The organism is Noviherbaspirillum autotrophicum (genome assembly GCF_000818395.1).
Taxonomy (GTDB): Bacteria; Pseudomonadota; Gammaproteobacteria; order Burkholderiales; family Burkholderiaceae_D; genus Noviherbaspirillum; species Noviherbaspirillum autotrophicum.
In genome coordinates, this window is record NZ_JWJG01000028.1 from 98,311 (window position 1) to 123,700 (window position 25,390).

Sequence of the window (25,390 nt, forward strand, 5' to 3'; positions counted from 1 at the left end):
CCGCTTGTCCGGATTCGGACGCGCTCAATGCATGACGCTCATTGCTTGTAGATGCCGGCGCCCACGATCATGTCATCCACTTTTTCGACATAGCTTGATTTCGCTTCGACTTTCTTTGTGACTGGGTTGGGCCACTTGTAGTCGACCCAGCCCTTGCCCTTGGCATTCAGAATGTCGATGAAGCTGCGGATGATGTATTTGCCGTCCGCATCGCGCATGTCGAGCATGTTCTTGCCGACCATGCGGCCAGCGTTGCCATTGCCGATCGCCATGTTGTTTCCCTGCATATCGTAAACAAAGATATACAAATCGCGGTCGATGAACTGTCCCTTCGTGTCATTGAATGCGGCAAATGCTTTTTCCTTGCCATTCGCCTTCAGATAGGCGACGGCTTTCTTCACCAGCGCGCTTGCTTCATCGGCGCTGGCGCGCTCGGCTGCGCTGGCGGCGCTGACAAAACCGGCAAGCACGATTATTGAGACTGCTTTGAGAATGGCTTTCATTGGTATCTCCTTTACTCTTCCTGAACATCGGTGGCTTTCCTTGCAGCGTGTGCGGTCCGCTCGTGGCGGCGCAGATGGCGGCAAAAGGAAAGAATTATCCTAGTTGTTTCACTACAGAAACACCAGCTTTGTCGCGCTAAAGCATTTCCATCGAGAAATAGTAGCGCCGATTATGGCGTATAAGCCACAGTGCTCGGATGAAAAACTTGCAAGTGTGACGTGAAAGCTATTGCTTTAGGTATTGCGCCAGTAATCCGGCTGGGCATAGGCGTGGCGCAGGAAATCCACAAATGCCCGAATGCGCAAGGGGAGGTGGCGGCGTTGCGCAAACACTGCATAAATGTCGTTGCCCGGCGCGGCAAATTCATCAAGCACGGTCACCAGCCGGCCGGATTCGATCGCCGTGCCGACTTCCCACATCGAGCGCCATGCCAGTCCCTTGCCGCCCAGCGCCCATTCATGGAGCACCGCGCCGTCGTTGCATACCATGTTGCCGGTGACTTTCAGGGTCACATTCTTGCCGTTCTGGCGAAAGGTCCAGCCGCGCTGGCTGCCTTCGCTGCTGATGGCCAGGCAATTGTGCTTGGCCAGGTCGTCCAGCGAGGCCGGCGCGCCATGGCGCTTGATATAGGCAGGAGAGGCCACCACCACCCGCTTGTTGTCGGCCAGTTTCACACCGATCAGGCTGGAGTCCGACAGTGCCGCGATGCGGATCGCCACGTCGATGCCTTCGCCGATGAGGTCGACCACGCGGTCGTTCAGGTTCAGCGTTACTGATACGTTGCGGTGCTGCGCCAAAAACGATGGAATCAGCGGCGCCACGTGCTGCCGGCCGAATCCGGCCGGCGCCGAAATCAGCAGATGTCCGCTCGCGTTCGCGCTGCGTTCGGATACCGCCGCTTCCGCATTTTCGAGGTCGGCCAGGATGCGCTGGCAATCTTCGAGAAACGTGATGCCTTCATTAGTCAGGGCAATCTTGCGTGTCGAGCGTTGCAGCAGCTTCACGCCCAGACGCTCTTCCAGCGCATCGAGGCGCCGGCCGATCATGGCTGGCGCAATACCTTCGGCGCGTGCGGCGGCCGACAGGCTTCCTTTGGCAGCAACGTCGACGAAGGTGGAAATCTGCTTGAAATGATCCATTTCGAGGGTTTCGGCTTTTACTTAAATGAAATAATAAAGTGATTATTCGTTTCGGTTGTGAGAATTTATATTGAATATACTTTGCCACATATAAACTCGACAGATTGCCATGACCTCTCACGCCATAAATGCCGATGTTTGCCGGACGCTATCCAGCCTGGTTGCATTGAGGGACTTTATTCAACCATGGAGCGGAGCAATACGATGAGCGCATGGCAAATCGCCCTGGTGGGTTTCGCCGCGTTCTGCGCCGGCGCGATGAACTCGGTCGCCGGTGGAGGAACCTTCTTTTCCTTTCCGGCCCTGCTCGCGGTGGGGGTGCCGCCTGTGGTGGCCAACGCCAGCAACTCTGTGGCCCTGTGGCCGGCCAGCCTCTCGGGCGCTTGGGCCTACCGCAAGGAACTGGCGCGCTACAAGCGCTACCTGATCCCGATGGGCCTGGTGTCTTTCGTTGGCGGCATCGGCGGCGGCTTGCTCTTGCTGGCGACCAAGGATGCTACCTTCTCGCGCTTGATTCCTTGGTTGCTGCTGTTCGCTACCGTCCTGTTTGCCTTTTCCGGCAAGCTTTCCCTCCTGTTGCGCGGCGCCGAGTCCGGACAGCCTGGCAACAGTCCGGTCGCGCTGGCCGGGCAGGCGGTGGTGTCCGTCTATGGCGGTTTTTTCGGGGCCGGCATGGGCATCCTGATGCTCGCCAGCCTGGCCATGGCCGGGCATGACGATGTACACGAAATCAACGCAATCAAGAACTTGTTGTCGGCCGTCATTTATAGCGTGACGGTGCTGACTTTCGTGATTGCCGGCGCAGTCAGCTGGCCGTACACCCTCGTTATGCTCGTCACCGCCACGCTGGGCGGCTATTGGGGCGCCAGCATTGCGCGCAAGATTCCGGCGCTTTGGTTGCGCCGCTTCATCATCGCGGTCGGCTTCACCCTGACCGGGTTTTATTTCTACAAGACGTTTTAAGAGGCGCTGCCGTTGGCACTTTCTGTCCGGCAATCGGAGAGAAAAAACCGGCGCCGATCGTTTTTTCTTGTGCAGTTTGGGTAACATGCATGGTACCGGGATGGTCGGAGGGATTATGTACAAGCTCAAACTGACGCAAATCGGCGATGCCGTCGGCATCGTGTTGCCGCCCAAGGCGCTCGGCATGCTCAAGAGGCGCAACGGCGAAACGATCTATGTGTCCGAGATCGAAGAAGGCTTGCTCATGCTGTCTGCGTACGATCCGGCGCTGCAGGACCAGATCGATGCGGGGCGCGAATTTATCCAGGATTACGGCGACACCCTGACGGCGCTGCTCAAATGAACCTGCGTTCCATCGATGCCGAGGCGCTGCTTTTCCTGCATCAGGAAAATATGGGCGCGGACACCCTGTCCTGCGACCGCGGCATGCTGAACGCCGCGCTTGCCTATCCGCTGGTGCAGGCAGAAACCGCCGCCGCTGATGTCGCCACGCTTGCCGCCGCCTACGCCTTCGGCGTGCTGAAATACCAGCCTTTTGCGAAGAACAACGAGAGCGCGGCCTTCGTGGCGATGGGACTGTTCTTGTATTCCAATGACTGGCGGCTTTCGGCCGCCCCGGAAGAGGCAACCGCGATCCTGCAGCGCGTTGCGGCCGGTACGGCGGATGAAGCGGAATTGGCGAACTGGGTACGCGCCAATCTTTGAAGGTTGCTTAAAGCGACTTGATATAGGCGCGAATCCCTGCAAGTAGCATTTCCACCGCCATCGCCGTCAGGATCAAACCCATCAGGCGCTCGAACGCGGTCATGACGCGCTCGCCGAGCGCTCGCTGCATGCGTTCGGCGCTCAGCAGCACCGCCAGCCAGACCACCGCCACCAAGGACAGCACGGCGAGGTGCAGCAGGGTCTCTAGCGTGCTGTTCGACGAAAACAGTAGCACGGTGACCAGCGCCGACGGGCCCGCCAGAGCGGGAATTGCCAGCGGGACGATGAACGGTTCGTGCGCACTTTCGTGGTCGCCGAACACGCCGCCCTGCTGGGGAAAGACCATGCGCAACGCGATCAGGAACAGGATCACGCCGCCGCCGATGCGCAGCGCGATTTCGGACAGCTGCAGCGCGGCCAGGAAGTGCCTTCCGAAGAACATGAAGACCAGCAGGATCAGAAAGGCAATCGCGCATTCGCGTACAATTACGCGCCAGCGCCGTTCGGCGGGCACATGGGCCAGGGTGCTGACGAACAGCGGCACATTCCCGAACGGATCTGTCACCAGCAGCAAGAGGATGAAAGCCTGGAAAAAACTCTGGGTCATGATGAGTCGCCGCAAGTGCCGGTTGCTTTAGGCAGCGGGCTCTAACGTGTGGATTGAATAATTCGCGTAGGATGCCACAAACAATTCAAAACAATATACGGAGAGAGCATGCGGTCTGCTGAACTGAAAAAGAAGTCGCGGCGCAGTTTCATACTGGGAGGGCTGGGTGTGACCGGCGCCCTCATCGTCGGCTGGGGCATTCTCCCGGCGCGCCAGCGACTCAACGCCTCCCATCCCATGCCAGTCGAGAATGGCGAAGTGGCACTCAATGGCTGGATCAAGATCGGTTCGGACGGCACCGTGACGGTGGCCATGCCGAGCAGCGAAATGGGGCAGGGCGTGCATACCGCATTGCCGATGCTGGTCGCAGAGGAACTCGATGTGCCGCTGGCGGCAGTAAAAATCGAACAGGCGCCGATCGATAAGATCTTCGGCAATGTCGCGGTCATGCAGGACAGCCTGCCTTTTCACCCGGACGACAACGGGATTTACAAGCGAACCGCGCGCTGGCTGACCGGCAAGGCTGCGCGCGAACTTGGCATCATGATCGTCGGCGGTTCTTCCAGCATCAAGGACGCCTGGGCGCCGATGCGCCAGGCGGGTGCGACCGCGCGCGCGATGCTGGTGGCAGCGGCGGCGGCCGAATGGAACGTGCCGGCGGCGCAATGCCTCACCGATGGCGGAGCGGTGACGCACCCCAGTGGCAAGCGCGCCGCCTATTCGGAACTGGCCGCGAAGGCGATGTCGCACGCGCCGTCCGAGATCCGTGTGAAAAGTCCTTCGGAGTTCAAGCTGATCGGACGTTCGCAGCCGCGCCGCGATGCCGCCGCCAAGGTCAATGGCCGGGCGGGCTTTGGCCTGGATGTCCGGTTGCCGGGCATGGTGTATGCGGCAGTGAAAATGTCTCCCGTCATCGGCGGTGCCGTTGGCAAGGCGGATGGCAACGCAGTGCGGTCGATGCCGGGTGTGCTGAAGGTTGTCGATTTTTCGCACGCAATACGGGATAAGTTCGGTGCCGGCGCGGGTGTCGCCGTGATCGCCAAATCGTTCTGGCAAGCCAGGCAGGCGGCGGCAGCGTTGCCGGTCGAGTGGCGCCAGGACGAGCACGCGCATTTTTCCAGTGACGACATGTTCAGGGAGCTGGCGCAGAAACTGGACAGCGAAGAGGGTGATGTATATGCCCGGCACGGGGACATGGAGGCCGGGAAGGCTGCTGCAAAAACGGTCAGGGCGGAATATCGCGCGCCGTTTCTGGCGCATGCGGCAATGGAGCCGATCAATTGCACTGCGCAAGTGAAGGATGGCAGGGTGAAGCTATGGGTGTCGACCCAGGCGCCGAGCATTGCGGTGGACATGGCTGCCAAGGTGGCCGGCGTGAAAGCCGACCAGGTGGACCTGGTCGTCACTTACCTTGGCGGCGGCTTCGGACGCCGGCTGGAAACGGACATGGTGGCGCAGGCGGTGGCCATCGCGATGGAAGCCAATGGCGCGCCGGTGCAGATGATCTGGACGCGCGAGGATGACATGACGCACGACGTGTATCGTCCAGCCGCACTCGCGCGCTTTTCGGCTACGCTCGATGCCGCGGGCAATGTCCTCACGTATGACAACAAATCGGCCGGTGGCGCATTGATGCAGCAATTCCTCAAGCGCAATCTGGACCTGGATCCGATTTCGATCAAATACGAGGTGCTGCGGCAGCCGCTTCCCGGCATGGGGCCGGACAAGACCACCGCCGAGGGCGAATACGACCTGTGCTACGAGTTCCCGAACCAGCGCATTGCGCACGTCATCGTGCCGACGCCTGTTCCTCTTGGTAACTGGCGTTCAGTCGGTCATTCCCATAATGCGTTTTTCAAGGAAAGCTTCATTGACGAACTGGCCCATGCGGCGGGCAAGGATCCGGTCCGCTTCCGGCGCGACTTGTTGAAGAACCGCCCGCGTCATCTGGCTGTCCTCAACGCGGCGGTCGACAAGGCCGGCAAGCCGGCGCCGGGGCGCGCGCACGGCGTCGCCCTGCATCAGTCGTTCGGCTCGATTGTCGCCGAAGTGGCCGAGGTGTCGGTCGAAGACAATGAAATTCGTGTGCACAAGGTGACCTGCGCGGTCGATTGCGGTATCGCCGTCAACCCGGATGGCGTCGCGCAGCAAATCGAATCCGGCGTCATCTTCGGGCTGTCGGCAGCACTGTTTGGGGAAGTGACGATCAAGGACGGGCGGGTCGAGCAGCAGAATTTCCACAATTATCCGCTGGTGCGCATGCAGCAGGCACCGCAGGTCGACACCGTGATTATCCAGAGCGCGGAGCCGCCCGAGGGCGTCGGCGAGCCGGGAACGCCGCCGATCGCGCCGGCGGTAGCCAACGCCGTGTTCGCGCTCACCGGACAGCGCTTGCGCACCTTGCCGCTGCGCCTGGCTTGAGCACCGCTTTGCCTTAACCGAGCACTTCGCTCAAGCGCACGCGCAGATTGCAATCCTGCTGCCAGCCTTGTCGCTCGGCGCTGCTGACTGCTTCTGCGCGGATTTCGCTGTCGCTCTTTGCTGCCTGCGCGGCAATCAGGCGGTCGGCTAGCTTCGCGTCCGGCAGGACCGTGCCGAAAAAGGCCACGGTATCACTGCGCTGAATCAGCAGGGTCGGGAAATTCTCGACATCGATGTCGCCCACCACGTCAGCCTCATCCTCGATATCGATCCACACGAAACGCTTGTCCGGATGGCGCGCTGCCAGCTCGTCGAACGCGTTGCGATAGGCGCGGCACGTATCGCACCACGCTGCGCACAAGCAGGCAATCACCCATGCGTCGCCGCTGAGCCATTCCGCCAGCTGTGCACGGGTATTCGGTTGTAGGGTGAGAATGGACATGGATGCTATTGCGAAAAAGGTAACTGCATGCGTGATATCGGCGCCGCTATTGTACGGGAACGAAGGCATTGTTGCGGACATGCAGGCCGCATGAAAAGACTTGCAATATCAACATTGTCCTCTGGTACATGTCATTGCCCGAAGCCTAGGAAACGGACAACAAATTCGGCGCAAGGCAGTCGCGGGGCAGACGGCCCACGGTAAAATATCGTCATGCGTACCATTCTTGCCATCGAAACATCTTCCGAACTCGCTTCCGTCGCATTGCTTCATAACGGGAGCACCTTCGCGCACGAGGCGGCCGGCGTACAAACCCATTCGCAGACCGTGCTTCCACTGGTGCAGACATTGTTGACGCAGGCCGGGATCGCGCTGGCCCAATGCGACGCGCTGGCATTCGGCGCCGGGCCGGGGTCGTTTACCGGCGTGCGCACGGCGTGCGGCGTCATCCAGGGACTGGCATTTGGCGCCGGCCTGCCGGTCGTGCCGGTCGTGACTTTTCAGGCGGCGGCGCAGGCGTGCCGCGATCTGTCCGGCGCGGCTGATGTGCTGGTGGTACTTGATGCGCGCATGGAAGAAGTCTATTGGGCGCAGTACCGCTATCAGGATGGATGGCAGACCGTGATCGCGCCAACTTTGTCGGCGCCGTCCGATGTCGCGCCGGAAGGCGCGGTAGTGGCGTGCGGGAACGGCCTGAGCGCATATCCCTCCCTCTTTGACAAGGCACTGTTGAGCCACGGTTCGCATCCTGATGTGATGCCGCATGCAATTCAGATTGCACAACTGGCACAGTCCGAATTTGCAGCGGGGCGCACCGTCCATGCGCGCGACGCGCAACCGATTTACCTGCGCAACAAAGTCGCTTTTACCACCGCCGAACGTATGGCGAGGGCGGGCACATGAGCGCGGTCTATATCGCAAGCGGCGAGACGCCCGAACCGGCGACGATGCACTTTGCCCCGATGAAGGTCGACGATTTGCCGGAAGTGCTGGTGATCGAAAACGACGTATATCCCCATCCTTGGACCCGCGGTAATTTCCTCGATTCGATGTACAGCGGCTACCAGACTTGGACCTTGCGCGAAGCGTCGGGCGCGCTCGCCGGATATTTTCTTTTGATGCTTGCCGTCGACGAGGCGCATCTGCTCAATATCAGCGTGCGGCGCGACTTGCATGGTCATGGCGTGGGGCGCCTGGAGCTCGACAAGGTGGTGGCGCTGTCGAAGGAAAGCGGCATGCAGTCGGTGCTGCTGGAGGTGCGGCCGTCCAACCGGAGTGCGCTCGCGGTGTACCAGCGTTACGGATTCGTTCAGATCGGCCAACGCAAAGGATATTATCCGGCCGCAGGCGGCGCGCGCGAGGATGCGATCGTGATGAGGTTTCACCTATGACGTCGAACACGCAACGCCGTGCTGCATTTCTGGATGAAATCGGGGTCGGTCCGCTATGGGTGCGCCGCGATGCCACACCGGGCGAAGCCGTTCACCCTAAGGGCAGGGTAGCTGACGACATCGAGCCGATGGCTGCTGCCTTCGATGCCGCGTCGGTCGTGCCTGAGCACGCGGTGCCGGCGGACGCATTCGTGCCGCTACATGCCCCGAATACGCCGAACGCAGACGAAGTCGCCCATATGGACTGGACGGCACTCAAGGCTAGCGTGGCTGGATGCACCAAATGCCGTTTATGCCATGGCCGCACCCAGACCGTGTTTGGCGTCGGCGACGAAAAGGCCAAGTGGCTGTTCGTCGGCGAAGGCCCCGGCCGTAACGAGGATATGCGCGGCGAGCCGTTTGTCGGCCAGGCTGGCAAGCTGCTCGACAACATGCTGCTGGCGATGGGCTTGCGGCGTGGCGAGAATGCCTATATCGCCAATATCGTGAAGTGCCGCCCGACCGACGACAATGGCCGCGACCGGCCTCCGGCGCTGGACGAGGCGGCCGCTTGCCTCCCATACCTGCAGCGCCAGATCGCGTTGATCCAGCCGTCTGTCATTGTCGCGCTAGGCAAGACCGCCGCCCTGTCCCTGCTAGGCCTCGATCCGGAAACGCCGGTCTCGAAGTTGCGCGGCAGCGTGCACCGTTACGCGGACCGGCCTTTGATCGTGACTTATCACCCCGCCTATTTGCTGCGGAATATGGCCGACAAGAGAAAGGCATGGGCCGACCTGTGCCTGGCGATGGCCATCTATGCCGGCGCCGACTGACCCGCGGCGAGACACTTACCAGGCGTATTTCCATCGCCGCTGGAATCACTTGCGCGACCCGCACGTGCGCACGCTCGCGTGGCTGCTGGACGCGCCGGACCTGCTTGATCCAGCGGCACCCGAATGGCAAGGGCGCATCGCCTCGATCGGTGCAATGGATGAGGCTACCTTGAGCTGGCTGATGACGATCGACCGCGATCCGTCCGCCTTGCACGCCTGGCTGGATATTAAGCCCTTCACCCGGCTCGGCCGTTATGCGGAAAAGCTGATGGCCTTTTATCTGCGGCATCAGGGCAGGCTGTTCGCGCACGGAGTGCAGGTGCGCGCCGGGAAAAATGAAACGATAGGGGAATTCGACTTCCTGTTGCGGCAGAGCGATGCGTTGGTGCATTGGGAATTCGCGACCAAGCTGTATCTGCTGGAGGCGAGCGGCAACGGGCGTCATGCCGACTATTTCGTCGGCCCCAATCTGGCCGACACGTTGGGCGCGAAGGTGCGCAAGATCATGGACCGGCAGTTATCGCTGTCGCAGCACCCGGCGGCCAAACTCCATGTGCCCGAACCGATTGTGCAGGCCCAGGCGCTGGTCAAGGGCTGGCTGTTTTATCACGGGAAAACGCCATTGCCGGCAACGCCAGCGGGCGTTTCAAGCGGGCACTGCCGGGGATTCTGGTGTGCCCATGAAGAGCTGCACTGGGTCGCAGGCGAGCGTTTCGCCATTCTGCCGCGGCTGAGCTGGCTTGCGCCGGCGAAGGTCGCCGTCGAGCAGTCGCTCGACAGGCATGCTGTGCAGGAAGCGCTCGCCAGTCATTTTCAAACGGCGTCAACGCCACTGTTGATCGCGCAGCTGGAACAGCGCGACGGTTACATGCTGGAGGTCGATCGTGGGTTCGTGGTGCCGAACGACTGGCACAGCCGGGCCGAGCAACGCGTCAAACAGGCCGGGTAGGAAGGGCGGACGTCTGAAGTCAGTACCTGTGCTCGCCGATTAACGCCAGTGAATCGAACTTGCGCTGATTGTTGGCATGCCTGCGCATGGTCAGCAGCATCGTACCGGAAACAAACAGCCCGAACAGGATGATGACGATGTTGACGTTCAGGTTCAGCTTCACCATCATCGCGTACAGCATCAGCATGGTCAGCACTGACATGTTTTCGTTGAAATTTTGGACTGCAATCGAGTGGCCGGCACTCATCAGCACGTAGCCGCGATGCTGCAGCAACGCATTCATTGGCACCACGAAATACCCGGACAACGCGCCAATCAAGACCAGCAGCGGATAGGCAATCCACACCGAATGCACCATGGTCATGGTCATCACGAGCAAGCCCATCGCGACCCCCAGCGGCATGACTGTAAGGGACTTTCTTAACGGTACGACACGGGCTGCAGCGCCAGCGCCAAGTGCAACGCCAATGGCGAAAATGCCTTGCAAGACCGCAGCCTTATCCAGCGGCATCTGCAAGGATTTTTCCGCCCATTTCAGGACGATGAATTGCAGGGTGGCGCCAGCCCCCCAGAACAATGTAGTAACGGCTAGGGAAATCTGGCCCAGCTTATCCTTCCACAGGGTAATGAAACACCCGGAGAAATCGGCGATCAGTCTGATCGGATTGCGTTCCTGGTGCGGATAGCGCGCTCCGGTATCGGGAATTTTCGTGTTAAACACCATGGCGACGATATAAACGATCATGATGATCGTGAGGGCGGCCGCCGACGGCGTATCAATGAATGGAATCTTGATGCTTAGTAAGGCTGACGAAATGGTGGGGTTGACCAACGCGCCCCCCATGACGGTGCCAAGAATGATCGATACCACGGTCAGGCCTTCGATCCAGCCGTTGGCCGCGACCAGCTTTTCTGGAGGCAGCAACTCGGTCAGGATGCCGTACTTGGCCGGCGAGTAAGCCGCTGCGCCGAATCCGACCACGGCATAGGCAATGAGCGGGTGAATGGCGACGAACATCATCCCGCAGCCGACAATCTTGATCAGATTGGTGATGAACATAACGCGCCCCTTGGGCAGCGAATCGGCAAACGCCCCGACGAAGGCCGCCAGCAGCACGTACGAGAGCACGAAGAACAGCTTGAGCAGCGGCGTCATCCAGGGCGGGGACTTCATTTCTGCCAACAGCGCGATAGCCGCGATCAGGAGGGCGTTATCCGCGAGCGACGAAAAAAACTGCGCCGCCATAATGGTATAAAAACCGCGATTCATCCGCATGTTGACTAAGAACAGTGTATCTCCGGCTTGCTTTATACCATGAAAATGGGAGCGTTCCCCGGAATTAATATGCGTGACACCCAGCGCTCCGGTAAAATGAAAGACTACTTGGATCTATCATAAGTCATCCCCTCAATGCCAAGACCGCTCGTCGCCACCATTCACCTCGCTGCATTGCAGCATAATCTCGCCGTCGCAAGAAAATCAGCGCCATCTTCGAAAATCTGGGCAGTCGTCAAGGCCAATGCCTATGGGCATGGGTTAGCGCGCGGCATGCGTGCGTTTTCGTCCGCTGATGGACTGGCGCTGATCGAAGTGGACGGTGCAGTGCGCCTGCGTGAAATGGGCTGGCGCAAGCCAGTTCTATTGCTCGAAGGCTTTTTCGATCCAGCCGATGTGCCGGTTCTGGCGGCGCATCAGGTGCAAACCGCCGTGCATTGCGTCGAGCAGATCGAGATGCTTGAACAATCGCCCGTGCGCTCCCCAATCGATGTTTATTTGAAAATGAACAGCGGCATGAACCGCCTCGGCTTTCCTCCGGAAACCTATCGCGCCGCCTATGAGCGCTTGCGGGCAACTCCGATGGTGCGCCATATCGGCCTGATGACGCATTTTGCCAATGCCGACGACGTTCTTAATCCGGGCTTGCCGCTGGAAGAGCAGCTGCGGCGCTTTCAGCGCGGCACCGACGGTATTTCCGGGGAGCGCAGCGTGGCCAACTCCGCCGCAGTGCTGACACGTCCCGAAACGGCATCCGACTGGATACGCCCCGGCATCATGCTCTACGGCGGCACGCCCGGTGGCGCTAGCGCGCAGGAGTTCGGATTGCGACCGGCTATGACGTTAACCAGCGAGATCATCGGCATGCAGGAGATCGATGCATCGGAAGCGGTCGGCTATGGCAGCCGTTTCATTGCCGACAAGCCAATGAAAATCGGCGTCGTCGCCTGCGGTTACGCGGACGGCTATCCACGCCATGCGCCGAACGGCACGCCGGTCCTGGTCAATGGCGTGAAAACGCGCATCGCCGGCCGGGTATCGATGGACATGCTGACCGTCGATTTGACCGACGTCCCCGGCTCGCGTATTGGCAGCAGGGTCACGCTGTGGGGCGAAGGCCTGCCTATCGACGAGGTTGCTGGCGCGGCCGGAACCATCGGTTACGAGCTGATGTGCGCGCTGGCGCCGCGCGTCAAGGTGATCGAGCAATAATGGCGTTTTGATGGCAAAGCAAAAAACCAACTACACCTGCACAGAATGCGGCGGCGTCAGCAGTAAATGGGCTGGACAGTGCCCCTCATGCGGGCAGTGGAACACGCTCGTGGAAACCGTGGTCGAGGCTGCCGGCAACCGCTTTTCGGGCCAGTATCGCGGCCTGGCGCAAACTTCCCCCGTGCTCAGCTTGGCCGACATCGAGGCGATCGACGTGCCGCGCTTTGGCACCGGCATCGAGGAATTCGACCGCGTGCTTGGCGGCGGCTTGGTCGCCGGCGGCGTGGTCCTGATCGGCGGCGACCCCGGCATCGGCAAATCAACCCTGCTGTTGCAGGCGCTGGCCAACATGTCGCGCCTGAAGAAGGTGCTGTACGTCAGCGGCGAAGAATCCGGCGCCCAGATTGCACTACGCGCCAGGCGCCTTGCCATCGATGCCAAGGAACTGCAGCTGCAGGCCGAGATTCAGCTGGAAAAAATCCTCAATACGCTGGCCGAACACAAACCGCAGGTAGCGGTGATCGACTCGATCCAGACCATTTATTCCGATGCCCTGACGTCGGCTCCCGGCTCGGTGGCGCAGGTGCGCGAATGCGCGGCCCAGCTCACGCGGGTCGCCAAACAATCCGGCATCACGATCATCATGGTCGGCCACGTTACCAAGGAAGGCGCCCTGGCCGGACCGCGCGTGCTGGAGCACATCGTCGATACCGTGCTGTATTTCGAGGGCGATACGCACTCCAGCTTCCGTCTGGTGCGGGCATTCAAGAACCGTTTCGGTGCCGTGAACGAGCTGGGCGTGTTCGCGATGACCGAGAAGGGGCTCAAGGGCGTATCGAATCCTTCCGCCTTGTTCCTGTCGCAGCATGACAGCCAGGTGCCGGGCTCCTGCGTGATGGTGACCCAGGAAGGCACACGCCCATTGCTGGTCGAGATTCAGGCGCTGGTCGATACCTCGCATGTGCCGAATGCGCGGCGGCTGTCGGTTGGCCTGGAACAGAACCGGCTGGCGATGCTGCTGGCAGTGCTGCACCGTCACGCCGCCATCGCGGCATTCGATCAGGACGTGTTCATCAATGCCGTCGGCGGCGTGAAGATCACCGAGCCGGCAGCCGACCTGGCGGTGCTGCTGGCGATTCATTCATCGATGCGCAACAAGCCCTTGCCGCGCGGGCTGGTCGTGTTTGGCGAGGTCGGCCTGGCCGGAGAAATCCGGCCGGCGCCGCGCGGGCAGGAGCGCCTGCGCGAAGCAGCAAAACTGGGTTTTTCGCTTGCATTGATCCCGAAGGCGAATGCACCCAAGCAGCCGATCGAAGGGCTCAACATCATCGGCGTCGAGCGTATCGACGAGGCGATGAACCGCATACGCGACGCGGAATAAGACGTTCAGGATGCGGCAAAGAGCGTGCGCGCGGCCATTACGCCGCTGCGCACAGCGGACTCGAGCGTGGCGGGATAGTCCCCTGCGGTATAGTCGCCGGCAATCGCAAGACCGGGGATGCCGGTACGATTGGTCGGGCGCGAAAGCCCTGGCGTGCAGGAAAACGTCGCGCGCTTTTCAGAGATGACCTTTGTCCAGCGCGGCGCCGCCAGCGACGGCTGCATGAAGGCGCCTGCGAGCTGCTCGGCCACTGCACTTGCCAATGCTTCGTGGCCGCATGAGATCGCTTCACCCGATGCGCTCACGACCACCGCCAATAATCCCGCCTGCTTCGCATCGAGCTGGCCGCGGTCGAACACGAATTGGCCCCACAACCCGGACGCGCCATCGTCCGGCAAGGCGAAGAAGGGGCGAGCAAGACGGGTTTCCGGTGCATACTGCAGGAAGCACGTCGTGATCGGTTCGTGCTCGAATTCCGGCAGGCGCTGTGCTTCGGAGAAGTCTGCGAGCAGACGCGCTGCTTGGTTGGACTGCGTCGCAACGATAACCGCATCGAATATCGAAACATCCTCCTTCGAGGCGTCAGAGCTAGCCGCAAGGTGCCAGCGTTCGCCATCGCGCACCACGCTGCTGATCGTCGTGCCGCAACGGACTTCACCACCACGGCGTGCGAGATAGGCGGCGGCATGTTGCGGCATCAGCGTGCTCAGGTCGACGCGCGGAACAAGCATGTCGGACGCGGCGCGTCGTGCGCCAAGGCTGTCGCGCAGCACGTTCAGGAATATTTGCGCAGAGGCCCGTTCCGGCGGCGTGTTCAGTGCCGCAATGCATAGCGGGCGCCACATCAACCGAATCAGGCGGTCGGTTTGGTCAAACTGGTCCAGCAGTTCGTTAACACTGCAGTCGTTGTCGAGGCGCCAGTCCATCCAGCGCGCAGCGGTCGAGAAGCGCGCCAGCGACAATTTGTCTTGCCGCGCCAGTCCGGTTGCGCACCAGAGGCCGGTGAGCACATGCAGCGGTGCAGGCAGGCGCGGCGCGACGAACTGCATGCCGTCGCACCGCTCCGGATAGCACATCTGCAAGGGCAGGCGCAGCAGAGCCGCGGCGGTATCGATGCCCAGCGTATGCATGAGGCGCAGAGTTTCGGTGTAGGCCCCCAACAGGATGTGCTGGCCGTTATCCAGCGATAACCCGTTGATGTCGACGCACCGCGCGCGTCCGCCAAGTGTGCGTGCCGCCTCGAACAGGACGACCGCATTGCCCTGCCGCGCCAGTTCGACCGCCGCGGCGCATCCGGCCCAGCCGCCGCCGATGACGGCGACGCGGCTGCTGCTAGCCGCGGACATACGTCTTCCACGCCATCCACAACTTGCGGATCGGCGTGAGGGAAATTTTCTGGTTCAGCACATGAAAGCCGTCGCGCTCGATCTCGTCGAGCAGCGCGCGGTAAATCGCCGCCATGATCAACCCGGGACGTTGCGCGCGCCGGTCGGCGCGCGGCAGCAGGGCGAACGCTTCGGCATAAGCCGCGCGTGCCCGCTCGGCCTGGAATCGCATCAGCTTTTCGAAATTTTCGCTATGCTTCCCTTTCAGGATGTCGGCGGCAGTGACGTTGAACTGCTGCAGGTCATTCACTGGCAGGTAAATGCGGCCCTTGCGCGCATCCTCGCCGACATCCCGGATGATATTGGTCAGTTGAAAGGCAAGGCCGAGCTTTTCCGCGTATTGCAGAGTCTCCGGCTGCGTCGCGCCGAAGATGTTGGCGGACAGGATCCCGACCACGCCGGCAACATGCCAGCAGTACCGCTTCAACCCGGCGAAATCCAGATAACGCGTCTGGTCCAGGTCCATTTCCATGCCGTCGACAATTGCCAGCAAGTGTTTTCCATCGAGCGAACAGGTTTTCAGGTGCGGCTGCAGCGCCTTCGTCACCGGGTGAGTAGGGGCGCCGTCGAGCATTGCTTTAATTTCTTTGCGCCACCATTGCAGCTTGTTACGGGCAATTGCGACATCGGAGCATTCATCCACCGTGTCATCAACTTCTCGACAGAGTGCGTACAGGGCGGTTATGGCGCGCCGCCGCTCCACGGGAAGGAACAGGAAACTGTAATAGAAACTGGAGCCGCTTTGTACGGCTTTTTGTTGGCAGTATTCGTCTGGCGACATGGGCGTGGCGGCGTGAGGTCTGTGTAAAAGGCGCTATAGTAGCCCGGATGCCGCGCAAGTGGCACTGGCTTTTACCATATACGCTTTGGGCTTGTCTTCAGCGGCACCGGAAATACGATGTGACGAGCCAGATTACATGCGGATTGCCCGTCCGAGCATAATGCACCAATCCCGCGGGCCCAGCTGCGGCCGGTGCCGGAATACATCAAAGCCTGCCGCTTCGATGCGCTCGAGAATGCGCAGGCCACCCTGCACAACCAGGCGCAGTTCCCAGCCGATACGCCCCCCCAGGCGCACAGCGAGCGGTGCGCCGGACAGCATCATTGTGCGCGCACGTTCAACTTCATAGCGCATCAGGGCGCGCCACGCGTCATCGATCCTGGCTTCAGCGATATGAGTAACAGTAACGCCAAATCGTTCGAGATCTTCCTCGGGAAGATAGATGCGCGACTTGGACCAGTCAATTGCGACATCCTGCCAAAAATTAATCAACTGCAAGGCTGTGCAAATCGCATCCGAATCCCTGAGGTTTTCCTTAGTGGCGCTTTCATAGAGATGCAGCATCAAGATGCCGACCGGATTTGCAGAGCGCCGACAATAGTCCAGCAGCGACGTGAAGGTATGGTAGCGGGGCGTCGATACATCCTGCTTGAATGCCGATAGCAGGTCGCGCAACGGTTGCAGGGGCAAGCGGTGGGCTTTGATAGTCGCGGCCAGTCGGCGGAACAGTGGCTGCTCAATTTCATCGCCGTATTCGATGGCGTCAAGCGCGCGTTCGTATGCCGTCAGTGCATGCAAGCGTGTATCCGGAGTAGCGTCTCCTTCATCAGCCAGATCATCCGCACTGCGGGCGAAAGCGTAAATCGCCTCGACGGCAGGGCGCAATCGTGCTGGCAGCAAGATGGAGGCGACTGGAAAGTTTTCGTAGTGATCGATAGACATTAGGGCATTAATGACCAAAAAGTCATATGCAAAACATGTTTGGCGTGCTTATAATTACTAACCAGTCAGTCATTAATTGTATAGCGCATTTAACAACATGCGGCGCCGCCACCCGAAGCGGCGCATTTTTTATGCCGGAATAGTAAAGGAAAAAGCATGGCCGTTCATAGAAATCCATGTCAATCAGCATCGTCATGGCAGCCTCGTCCTCGCGTTGCGCTGTTGGCGCTGTCGAGTCTTATTCTTCTGGCCGCGTGTTCCAAACCGGTCGAGAAGACGGAGGAAATACGGCCGGTACGAGCAATTCAATTGGCAGCGGACAATGTCGACGTGGCCGCCGAGTTTTCCGGCGAGGTGCGAGCACGCGTCGAATCGCGTCTGGGATTTCGCGTCGGCGGCAAGATTATTTCGCGCAAGGTGGATGTCGGTGCCATCGTGACGCGCGGCCAAGTATTGATGCAGCTCGATCCGCAAGACATGCAGTTGGCGCAGTCGCAAGCCAACGCGGGCTTGAAGGCGGCAGAAAGCAATCGCGATCTCGCCAAGGCGGAATTGAAGCGTTACCAGGATTTGCGCGAAAAGAATTTCGTCAGCCAAGCCGTCCTTGATAGCAAGGAAACAGCGTTCAAGGCTGCGCAAGCCAGCTACGATCAGGCGCTTGCCGCCTTCCGCAATCAGTCGAACCAGGCGGGTTACACGACACTCGTTTCTGATGTGAATGGCGTCGTGACCGGGGTCGATGCCGAGGTGGGGCAGGTCGTCGCGCCGGGCACGCCAGTGGTGCGGGTTGCCCAAACCGGTGAAAAGGAAATCGTGATCGGCATTCCTGAAGATAAGGTCGACGCATTGCGGCGAATGACGGACGTGCGGGTGCGCACATGGGCCAAGCCGGAAGTGGTTGTTCCCGGTAAGCTGCGCGAACTCTCGCCGGTCGCCGACCCGGCTACCCGGACCTATACCGCAAAAATCGCCATTCCAAATGCACCCGACCACATCAAACTCGGCATGACGGCATACGTCATATTTTCCGCGCGATCGCAGAATGCGATGATCAAGCTGCCGTTGACGGCTTTATTCCAGGATAAGTCGGCAACCGCCGTGTGGATCGTGGAAAACGGCGCCGTAAAGCCCGTGCAGGTTCAAGTCGCCGGAACTTCCGGCAATGACATCGTCATCGCCGGCGGCATCACTCCTGGCCAGACGGTCGTTACCGCCGGCGTCAATCTTCTCAAGCCGGGCCAAAAGGTGAAAATCCTGGGGGCTGACGCCCCTGTGTCAGATGAGCAAAAGGTGGCGTCCGGCAGCAGCGCCTCGTCGATTGCGCCCGCCATCCTCAACGCCGGAGCCGGCAAATGAGGGGCGGCTTCAATCTTTCTCGCTGGTCCCTCGAACATATCCCGCTCATACGGTATCTGATCGTGGCACTGCTGCTCGGCGGCATCATCAGCTACGGCCGTCTCGGCCAGGATGAGGATCCGCCTTTTACCTTCCGCGCCATGGTGGTCCGCGCGATCTGGCCGGGCGCCACGGCGCTTCAGATGGCGGACCAGGTGACCGACAAGCTGGAAAAGAAGCTGCAGGAAACACCCTATATCGACCGGATTCGCAGCTATTCCAAGCCGGGCGAAACCACCATCATCCTGCAACTGCGCGAATCGACCCCGCCCAAGGAAACCCCGGGCGCCTGGTATCAGGTGCGCAAAAAGATCGGCGATATCAGGAATACCTTGCCGCCTGGCGTCATCGGGCCCTTCTTCAATGACGAGTTCGGCGATACCTACGGTTCGATCTTTGCGCTCTCCGGGGACGGTTTCAGTTATGCGGAAGTCAAGGACTACGCCGATTTCGTGCGCCAGCAATTCTTGCGCGTGCCGTCGGTGTCCAAGGTCGAACTGTTCGGCGTGCAGGACGAAAAGATCAACATCGAGTTCTCGCACAAGAAATTCGCGCAGCTTGGCATTCCTTTTGATTCCATCATCGCCCAACTGAACGCTCAGAATGCGGTCGAGGCTACCGGCGTGCTGGTGACGGCGACCGATAACCTGCAGGTTCGGGTAACCGGCGCGATGAAGTCGGTTAAGGACCTCGAAGACATGGAGTTGCGCGCCAACGGGATTCCTTTCCGCCTTGGCGACTTCGCCAAGATCAAGCGCGAGTACAAGGACCCACCGCAGGATAAGATGCGTTTCAACGGCAAGGAGGTGATCGGCCTGGGCATCTCGATGGAGAAGGGTGGCGATATCATCGTGCTCGGCCGTAATCTCGAGAATACCGTCAATGAAATCAAGGGCAAGCTGCCCGTCGGGATCGAACTGGAACGCGTATCGAACCAGCCCAAGGCGGTCGCGTCGTCGGTCAATGAGTTTCTGCGTACCCTGGCCGAAGCGGTCCTGATCGTGCTTGCGGTGAGTTTCATCGCACTCGGCTTGCATACCAAGCCCTTCCGGGTCGATGCACGTCCGGGGCTGGTCGTCGCATTGACGATTCCGCTGGTACTCGCGGTTACCTTCCTGTTCATGCGGATCTTCGACATCGACTTGCACAAAATTTCGCTTGGGGCGCTGATTATCGCGCTCGGACTTTTGGTCGACGACGCCATCATCGCGGTCGAGATGATGGTGCGAAAAATGGAGGAGGGTCTATCGCGCTTCGAAGCAGCGACTTTTGCTTACACGTCGACCGCGATGCCAATGCTGACCGGCACGCTCATTACGGCCGCCGGATTCCTTCCGATCGGACTGGCTAAGTCTGCAGCGGGCGAATACACGTTTTCGATGTTTTCCGTAAACGCACTTGCGCTGCTCATTTCATGGGTGGCCGCCGTGCTGTTTACGCCATATATCGGGTACATGCTGTTGAAAGTAAAGCCGAAAGCCAATGCCGACGGTCAGCACGAGCTGTTCGATACGCCGTTTTACACACGCTTTCGTGCGCTCGTGAACTGGTGCGTCGAATGGCGCAAGACCACGATCCTGCTGACACTTGCTGTTTTTGCGCTGGGCGTGTTCGGCTTTCGCTTTATCGAGCAGCAGTTTTTCCCCGACTCCAGTCGCCCGGAATTGATGGTTGAGCTATGGATGCCGGAAGGTACGGCATTTAACGCCACCGAGGCGCAGGCGAAGAAGTTTGAGACCTTCATCCGCAAGCAGGATGGTGTCGAGAGCGTCACCAGCTATGTGGGCACCGGAAGCCCGAGGTTCTATTTGCCTCTTGATCAGATATTCCCGCAGACTAATGTCACGCAAATCGTGGTACTGCCCAAGGATTTGCAGGCTCGCGAAGCATTGCGCCTGAAAATCATCGACGCTTTCAAGAACGATTTTCCGGAGGTGCGCGGGCGCGTGAAATTGTTGCCGAACGGGCCGCCGGTGCCTTATCCGGTCCAGTTCCGCGTCACAGGCACGGAGGTTGGCAAGGTGCGTGCCATCGCCGATCGGGTGAAGGAAGTTATGCGCGCCAATCCCAATTCGGTCGGCGTCAATGACAACTGGAATGAGGCGGTGAAGGTGCTGCGACTCGATCTTGACCAGGACAAGTTGCGCGCGCTCGGCGTCAGTTCGCAAGCGCTCATGCGTACGGCAAACACGATCCTGACCGGCACCACCATCGGCCAGTTCCGTGAAGAGAATAAGTTGATTGATATCGTGGTCCGACAGCCTGTCGAGGAACGTTCGACCATTTCAGCGCTCAACGAAGCCAATATCCAGACTGCGAGCGGCCGTGCTGTTCCGCTGGCTCAGGTGGCCCGCGCCCATTTTGTCTGGGAGCCGGGCGTGGTATGGCGCGAAGGGCGGGAATGGGCGATTACCGTGCAATCGGACGTGATCGACGGCATTCAGGGGCCAACAGTATCCAGTCAAATCAATCCGAAACTTGACTTGTTGCGTGCCGAGCTGCCCGCAGGGTACAAGATTGAGCTTGCCGGTGCGGCTGCGGATAGCGGCAAGGCGCAACAATCGATCGCCGCCAACGTGCCCTTGGTCGTCTTCATCATTTTCACGTTGTTGATGCTTCAGCTGCACAGCTTCTCGCGCTCGCTGCTGGTATTCCTGACTGGTCCGCTCGGTGTTGCCGGTGCCGCGATGGCGTTGTTGATCCTGCATCGCCCGTTCGGGTTTGTCGCTCAGTTGGGCGTGATCGCGCTGTTCGGCATGATCATCCGGAATTCGGTGATCCTGATCGACCAGATTGAGCACGACATCCGTGAAGGCGTAGCACCGTGGAATGCGATCGTGGAGTCGGCGGTGCGCCGGTTCCGGCCGATCATCCTGACGGCGGCAGCAGCCGTGCTGGCGATGATCCCGTTGTCGCGATCCGTGTTCTGGGGGCCGATGGCAGTTGCCATCATGGGCGGCTTGATCATTGCAACGGCGCTGACGTTGCTGTTTTTGCCGGCACTGTACGCGGCATGGTTCCGGGTGAAGAAGCCCCAGCCCGACGTCGCGGTTATCCCGTAAGTGCCGGATGCAAGGTCATTGCTTACGGCAGAAACGATGTGTCCGCCTGTCCCGCGAAAAATCGGGACAGGCGGTGCAAAAATCCAGTAAAATGCCGGGTTGAAGTTGAAGAGCTACTAACAAAGGCAGGGCGACCGAATTATTCACTTCATGGTCGCCCTTTGCTTTTGTGCAAAATCAACGCAAATAAAATTGCAAATTTGCGCGAGGATGGCGAAATTGGTAGACGCACCAGGTTTAGGTCCTGACGCCAGCAATGGTGTGGGGGTTCGAGTCCCCCTCCTCGCACCACAGAATATTAATTTTTGGGACGATTCTCATGGCAACTGCAGTCGAAACCTTGGATAAACTCGAGCGCCGCATCACCATCAAGCTGCCGGTGGCAGACGTGCAGGCGGAAGTTGAAAAACGTTTGAAAATTCGCGCCCGCACAGCAAAGGCGCCTGGTTTCCGTCCGGGCAAGGTGCCGATGAAGATGGTTGCGCAGCAGTACGGCTATCAGGTTGAGACTGAAGTGTTGAATGACAAGGTCGGCCGCGCATTCAGCGAGGCTGCCAGCGAAAACAATCTGCGCGTCGCCGGATACCCGAAGATCGAACCGAAGACTGGCGATGGCGTGAGCGAAGGCGAGGTCGCATTCGACGCTACGTTTGAAGTCTACCCGGAAGTCAAGATCGGCGATCTGTCCGGCGTCGAAGTGGAAAAGGTTACGAGCGCCGTTACCGACGCTGAAATCGACAAAACTATCGATATCCTGCGCAAGCAGCGCGTGCATTACCACACGAAGGGCGAGCAAGGCGCGCATGGCGACGGTGGCGCTGATCAGACGGCCCAAAGCGGCGACCGCGTGACGCTCGACTTCGTCGGCAAGATCGACGGTGTTGAGTTTCAGGGTGGTAAGGCGGAGGATTTTGCATTCGTTCTGGGGGAAGGCCGCATGCTTCCTGAATTCGAGGCAGCGGCGACTGGCTTGAAGGTCGGCGAATCCAAGACCTTTCCTCTGACTTTCCCGGCCGATTACCACGGTAAGGAAGTTGCCGGCAAAACAGCTGATTTCACGATCACGATTAAGAAACTGGAATGGGCGCACCTGCCGGAAGTCGATGCCGAGTTTGCGAAGTCCCTCGGCATTGCCGACGGCGATTTGGGCAAGATGCGTGCGGACATCAAGCAAAATCTTGAACGTGAAGTGAATGGCCGCGTCAAATCCAAGACTAAAGACAGCGTCATGAACGCACTGATCAACGTGTCAGAACTGGATGTGCCGAACGCTCTGGTCGAGCAAGATGTGGATCGTTTGATTGAAATGGCGCGCCAAGACATGGCGCAGCGCGGCATGAAGGTTAACGACATGCCGTTCCCGCGCGAACTGTTTACTGCTCAGGCAGAACGTCGCGTGCGCCTCGGACTGATCCTGGCTGAAGTCGTCAAGTCGAACAAGCTGGAAGCGACTCCGGAGCAGGTCAAGGCGCAGGTGGAAGAGTTCGCGCAAAGCTACGAAGATCCGCAACAAGTTCTGAAGTACTATTATGCAGATCGTCGTCGTCTGGCTGAAGTGGAGGCCCTTGTTTTGGAAGAAAACGTCGTTAACTATGTGCTTGGTCAGGCAAAGGTAAACGACAAGCCGGTTTCGTTCGACGAATTGATGGGTAATTCCGCGCAAGCCTAATCAGCTTGTGCGTACTCCTTGAGGAAAGCACATGTCAGGCATGATTAGAAATTCTGCACTAGAGACCGAAATGCTCGGTATGGTGCCGATGGTGATTGAACAAAGCGGACGCGGTGAGCGCGCATACGACATCTATTCGCGCCTGCTGAAGGAGCGTGTGATTTTTCTGGTTGGTCCGGTCAATGATCACTCGGCCAACCTGATCGTCGCGCAAATGCTGTTCCTGGAAAGCGAGAATCCCGACAAGGATATTTCGCTTTACATCAACTCTCCGGGTGGCTCGGTTTCGGCAGGCATGGCGATTTATGACACTATGCAATTCATCAAGCCGGACGTGTCGACGCTTTGTACCGGCTTGGCTGCGTCGATGGGCGCTTTCCTGCTCGCGGCCGGAGCGAAGGGAAAGCGGTTCTCGCTGCCGAACTCGAGGATTATGATTCACCAACCGTTGGGCGGCGCTCAAGGGCAGGCCGCAGATATCGAAATTCAGGCTCGCGAGATTCTCTATCTGCGTGATCGCCTGAACCACATCCTGGCTGAAAAAACCGGTCGATCTGTGGAACAAATCAGCAAGGATACAGACAGAGATAATTTCATGTCTGCTGCGGAAGCAGCAGAATATGGGATGATTGACAAGGTGCTGACCAGCCGCGCCTAAGGTGCCTGTCCAAGCGGAAAACGCCCGGGCGCACCGCGTTCGGGCGTTTTGTTTTATAGCGACGAAATTTGTCAACTTTGCTCTAAATTCTTGAGCGCTGTCGTGACGAATTGGGATTTCGCAGGTAATATCGAATTCATACCTAACCACACTGTGCCCTATGTCTGACAAAAAATCCTCCAGTGGCGAGAAATTGCTCTATTGCTCCTTCTGTGGCAAGAGCCAACACGAGGTAAAGAAACTTATTGCTGGTCCGTCGGTTTTCATTTGCGACGAGTGCATCGATCTGTGTAATGACATCATTCGTGACGAAGCATCCAGTATGGAGTCGGTTACCGGCCCAAAATCGGATTTGCCGACGCCGCAAGAAATTTTCGAGTTACTAGGGCAGTACGTAATTGGCCAGGAAACAGCTAAGCGCATCCTTTCGGTAGCGGTATATAACCACTACAAGCGCCTCAAGCATCTGGGGAAGAAGGATGATGTAGAACTGGCCAAGAGCAACATCTTATTGATCGGCCCAACGGGGTCAGGCAAGACCTTGTTGGCGCAGACGTTGGCTCGCATGCTTAATGTGCCGTTCGTGATTGCAGATGCAACGACGTTGACCGAGGCGGGTTACGTCGGTGAGGATGTGGAAAACATTATTCAAAAGCTTTTGCAAAACTGTAACTACGAAGTTGAAAAAGCGCAGAAAGGTATCGTATATATCGATGAAATCGACAAGATTTCGCGCAAATCCGACAATCCATCGATAACCCGTGATGTATCTGGCGAAGGTGTGCAGCAGGCCTTGCTGAAATTGATTGAGGGAACAATGGCCTCAGTGCCACCTCAAGGCGGCCGCAAGCATCCAAATCAGGATTTCGTGCAGATTGACACCACCAATATCATGTTCATCTGTGGCGGTGCTTTCGATGGTTTGGCAAAAATCATTTCGAATCGCTCGGAGAAGAGTGGAATTGGTTTTTCGGCCAGTGTGAAAAGCCAATCGGAACGCAGCGCCAGCGAAGTTTTGCTTGATGCGGAACCGGAAGATTTGATCAAGTTTGGTTTAATTCCGGAATTGGTTGGCCGTCTGCCAGTCGTTGCGACGTTGAGTGAACTAAATGAGGAGGCATTGATCCAAATCTTGCTTGAACCCAAGAATGCACTGATCAAGCAATATGCAAAGCTGCTTCAAATGGAAGGTGCAGAGTTGGAGGTTCGGCCGGCAGCATTGCATGCAATTGCCAAAAAAGCGCTTGAACGCAAGACTGGTGCACGTGGTCTACGCTCTATTCTTGAACATGCTTTGTTGGATGTAATGTTTGAATTACCGGGGCAGCAGAACGTAGCTAAGGTGGTTATTGATGAAAATACGATCGTCAATGGAGCTAAGCCTTTGTTGATTTATCACGAGCAGCCTAAAGTGTCAGGGGCCAAGTAGTATTCCACTGAATCTGTTCTCACAGTCGCATGTTCCACAATTTTAATGAATTGTGGAGCATCTAACTGAAGGCCAAAGCCCGTTTTTTCCTAGAAGCAGTACAATTTGAATCACAGGAATCACTTCAGGCTTCCAATGCAAGGCTACCCGAAGGCGACTTCGTGTGTGGCCTTTTTTATTGGTGAATTCTGTAGTGATTTTTGTTGCCGCTTGGACTTGAGTTTTTGGCTGTCGGGCCAACATCATAAACAAGCTCTTAAATAAGGT

At 58.7% G+C, this 25,390-nt stretch carries 23 protein-coding genes and 1 tRNA gene; 16 read left to right on the forward strand and 8 right to left on the reverse strand.

The genetic code is table 11. The features are described 5' to 3' along the window. Positions 1–38: 38 nt before the first annotated feature. Positions 39–503, reverse strand: a complete 465-nt coding sequence (locus TSA66_RS01775; RefSeq protein WP_040038760.1) for a cache domain-containing protein — start codon at positions 501–503, stop codon at positions 39–41. Between the two features lie 234 nt (positions 504–737). Next, complete coding sequence (locus tag TSA66_RS01780) at positions 738–1,643, reverse strand: LysR family transcriptional regulator (protein WP_040038761.1); 906 nt, start codon at positions 1,641–1,643, stop codon at positions 738–740. Positions 1,644–1,847: 204 nt separating this feature from the next. Between TSA66_RS01780 and TSA66_RS01785 the strand changes: the two genes are divergently transcribed. The 3 genes from TSA66_RS01785 to TSA66_RS01795 all read left to right on the forward strand — a co-directional run bounded on the left by TSA66_RS01785 (position 1,848) and on the right by TSA66_RS01795 (position 3,311). Continuing rightward, positions 1,848–2,606, forward strand: a complete 759-nt coding sequence (locus TSA66_RS01785; protein ID WP_040038762.1) for a sulfite exporter TauE/SafE family protein — start codon at positions 1,848–1,850, stop codon at positions 2,604–2,606. 115 nt (positions 2,607–2,721) lie between these two features. Beyond that, positions 2,722–2,949, forward strand: a complete 228-nt coding sequence (locus TSA66_RS01790) for an AbrB/MazE/SpoVT family DNA-binding domain-containing protein (RefSeq protein WP_040038763.1) — start codon at positions 2,722–2,724, stop codon at positions 2,947–2,949. Continuing rightward, a complete protein-coding gene (locus TSA66_RS01795) occupies positions 2,946–3,311 on the forward strand; it encodes a hypothetical protein (RefSeq protein WP_040038764.1) in 366 nt (121 codons plus the stop codon). Before TSA66_RS01790 ends, TSA66_RS01795 begins: the two co-directional genes overlap by 4 nt. Positions 3,312–3,318: 7 nt before the next feature. Here TSA66_RS01795 and TSA66_RS01800 read toward each other — a convergent pair whose 3' ends face one another. Further along, positions 3,319–3,918: a MarC family protein gene (locus TSA66_RS01800; RefSeq protein WP_040038765.1), complete on the reverse strand. Its 600-nt coding sequence runs from the start codon at positions 3,916–3,918 to the stop codon at positions 3,319–3,321. Positions 3,919–4,026: 108 nt separating this feature from the next. Between TSA66_RS01800 and TSA66_RS01805 the strand changes: the two genes are divergently transcribed. Next, on the forward strand, positions 4,027–6,339 hold the full coding sequence (locus TSA66_RS01805; RefSeq protein WP_040038766.1) for a xanthine dehydrogenase family protein molybdopterin-binding subunit: 2,313 nt from the start codon (positions 4,027–4,029) through the stop codon (positions 6,337–6,339). Positions 6,340–6,352: 13 nt separating this feature from the next. Here TSA66_RS01805 and TSA66_RS01810 read toward each other — a convergent pair whose 3' ends face one another. After that, positions 6,353–6,781 carry a thioredoxin family protein gene (locus TSA66_RS01810; RefSeq protein WP_040038767.1) on the reverse strand — a complete coding sequence of 143 codons (429 nt, stop codon included), beginning with the start codon at positions 6,779–6,781 and terminating at the stop codon, positions 6,353–6,355. A 213-nt stretch (positions 6,782–6,994) separates the two neighbouring features. On the opposite strand from TSA66_RS01810, the gene tsaB reads away from it, so the two are divergent. From tsaB to TSA66_RS01830, 4 genes are read left to right on the forward strand one after another with little or no spacing between them, the layout of a single operon-like run. After that, the gene (tsaB, locus tag TSA66_RS01815) at positions 6,995–7,684 is read left to right on the forward strand and encodes a tRNA (adenosine(37)-N6)-threonylcarbamoyltransferase complex dimerization subunit type 1 TsaB (RefSeq protein WP_040038768.1); all 690 of its coding nucleotides are present in this window, start codon (positions 6,995–6,997) and stop codon (positions 7,682–7,684) included. After that, the gene (rimI, locus tag TSA66_RS01820; protein WP_040038769.1) at positions 7,681–8,172 is read left to right on the forward strand and encodes a ribosomal protein S18-alanine N-acetyltransferase; all 492 of its coding nucleotides are present in this window, start codon (positions 7,681–7,683) and stop codon (positions 8,170–8,172) included. Before tsaB ends, rimI begins: the two co-directional genes overlap by 4 nt. Continuing rightward, positions 8,169–8,984 (forward strand): uracil-DNA glycosylase, encoded by an 816-nt coding sequence (locus tag TSA66_RS01825; protein ID WP_040038770.1) that lies wholly within the window; start codon positions 8,169–8,171, stop codon positions 8,982–8,984. The genes rimI and TSA66_RS01825 overlap by 4 nt, the downstream gene beginning before the upstream one ends. Further along, complete coding sequence (locus TSA66_RS01830) at positions 8,968–9,933, forward strand: DUF1853 family protein (protein ID WP_040038771.1); 966 nt, start codon at positions 8,968–8,970, stop codon at positions 9,931–9,933. Before TSA66_RS01825 ends, TSA66_RS01830 begins: the two co-directional genes overlap by 17 nt. Positions 9,934–9,952: 19 nt before the next feature. Here the strand turns inward: TSA66_RS01830 and lplT are convergent, their stop codons facing one another. Then, positions 9,953–11,203: a lysophospholipid transporter LplT gene (gene lplT, locus TSA66_RS01835; RefSeq protein WP_040038772.1), complete on the reverse strand. Its 1,251-nt coding sequence runs from the start codon at positions 11,201–11,203 to the stop codon at positions 9,953–9,955. Between the two features lie 141 nt (positions 11,204–11,344). Here lplT and alr point away from each other — a divergent pair, with 141 nt between their 5' ends. Beyond that, positions 11,345–12,421 (forward strand): alanine racemase, encoded by a 1,077-nt coding sequence (gene alr / locus TSA66_RS01840; RefSeq protein WP_040038773.1) that lies wholly within the window; start codon positions 11,345–11,347, stop codon positions 12,419–12,421. Between the two features lie 10 nt (positions 12,422–12,431). Continuing rightward, complete coding sequence (gene radA, locus TSA66_RS01845) at positions 12,432–13,802, forward strand: DNA repair protein RadA (RefSeq protein ID WP_040038774.1); 1,371 nt, start codon at positions 12,432–12,434, stop codon at positions 13,800–13,802. Positions 13,803–13,807: 5 nt separating this feature from the next. Here radA and hpnE read toward each other — a convergent pair whose 3' ends face one another. The 3 genes from hpnE to hpnC form a co-directional block, all read right to left on the reverse strand. Continuing rightward, on the reverse strand, positions 13,808–15,148 hold the full coding sequence (gene hpnE, locus TSA66_RS01850) for a hydroxysqualene dehydroxylase HpnE (RefSeq protein WP_040038775.1): 1,341 nt from the start codon (positions 15,146–15,148) through the stop codon (positions 13,808–13,810). Beyond that, positions 15,135–15,968 carry a presqualene diphosphate synthase HpnD gene (gene hpnD, locus TSA66_RS01855; protein ID WP_040038776.1) on the reverse strand — a complete coding sequence of 278 codons (834 nt, stop codon included), beginning with the start codon at positions 15,966–15,968 and terminating at the stop codon, positions 15,135–15,137. The genes hpnE and hpnD overlap by 14 nt, the downstream gene beginning before the upstream one ends. Positions 15,969–16,100: 132 nt before the next feature. Then, positions 16,101–16,910 (reverse strand): squalene synthase HpnC, encoded by an 810-nt coding sequence (gene hpnC / locus TSA66_RS01860; protein WP_040038777.1) that lies wholly within the window; start codon positions 16,908–16,910, stop codon positions 16,101–16,103. A 156-nt stretch (positions 16,911–17,066) separates the two neighbouring features. On the opposite strand from hpnC, the gene TSA66_RS01865 reads away from it, so the two are divergent. From TSA66_RS01865 to clpX, 6 genes are all read left to right on the forward strand, one after another. Further along, positions 17,067–18,266: an efflux RND transporter periplasmic adaptor subunit gene (locus TSA66_RS01865; RefSeq protein WP_084199194.1), complete on the forward strand. Its 1,200-nt coding sequence runs from the start codon at positions 17,067–17,069 to the stop codon at positions 18,264–18,266. Further along, entirely contained in the window at positions 18,263–21,367 is a 3,105-nt protein-coding gene (locus tag TSA66_RS01870) for an efflux RND transporter permease subunit (protein ID WP_040038778.1), read from the forward strand. Before TSA66_RS01865 ends, TSA66_RS01870 begins: the two co-directional genes overlap by 4 nt. A gap of 204 nt (positions 21,368–21,571) precedes the next feature. Then, positions 21,572–21,658, forward strand: a tRNA-Leu gene (locus TSA66_RS01875). 28 nt (positions 21,659–21,686) lie between these two features. Next, positions 21,687–23,036: a trigger factor gene (gene tig / locus TSA66_RS01880; protein WP_040038779.1), complete on the forward strand. Its 1,350-nt coding sequence runs from the start codon at positions 21,687–21,689 to the stop codon at positions 23,034–23,036. A 31-nt stretch (positions 23,037–23,067) separates the two neighbouring features. Then, positions 23,068–23,694: an ATP-dependent Clp endopeptidase proteolytic subunit ClpP gene (gene clpP, locus TSA66_RS01885; protein ID WP_040038780.1), complete on the forward strand. Its 627-nt coding sequence runs from the start codon at positions 23,068–23,070 to the stop codon at positions 23,692–23,694. Between the two features lie 160 nt (positions 23,695–23,854). Beyond that, positions 23,855–25,123, forward strand: coding sequence for an ATP-dependent Clp protease ATP-binding subunit ClpX (gene clpX, locus TSA66_RS01890; RefSeq protein ID WP_040038781.1), 1,269 nt, complete (start codon positions 23,855–23,857; stop codon positions 25,121–25,123). The last annotated feature ends 267 nt before the right edge of the window (positions 25,124–25,390 follow it).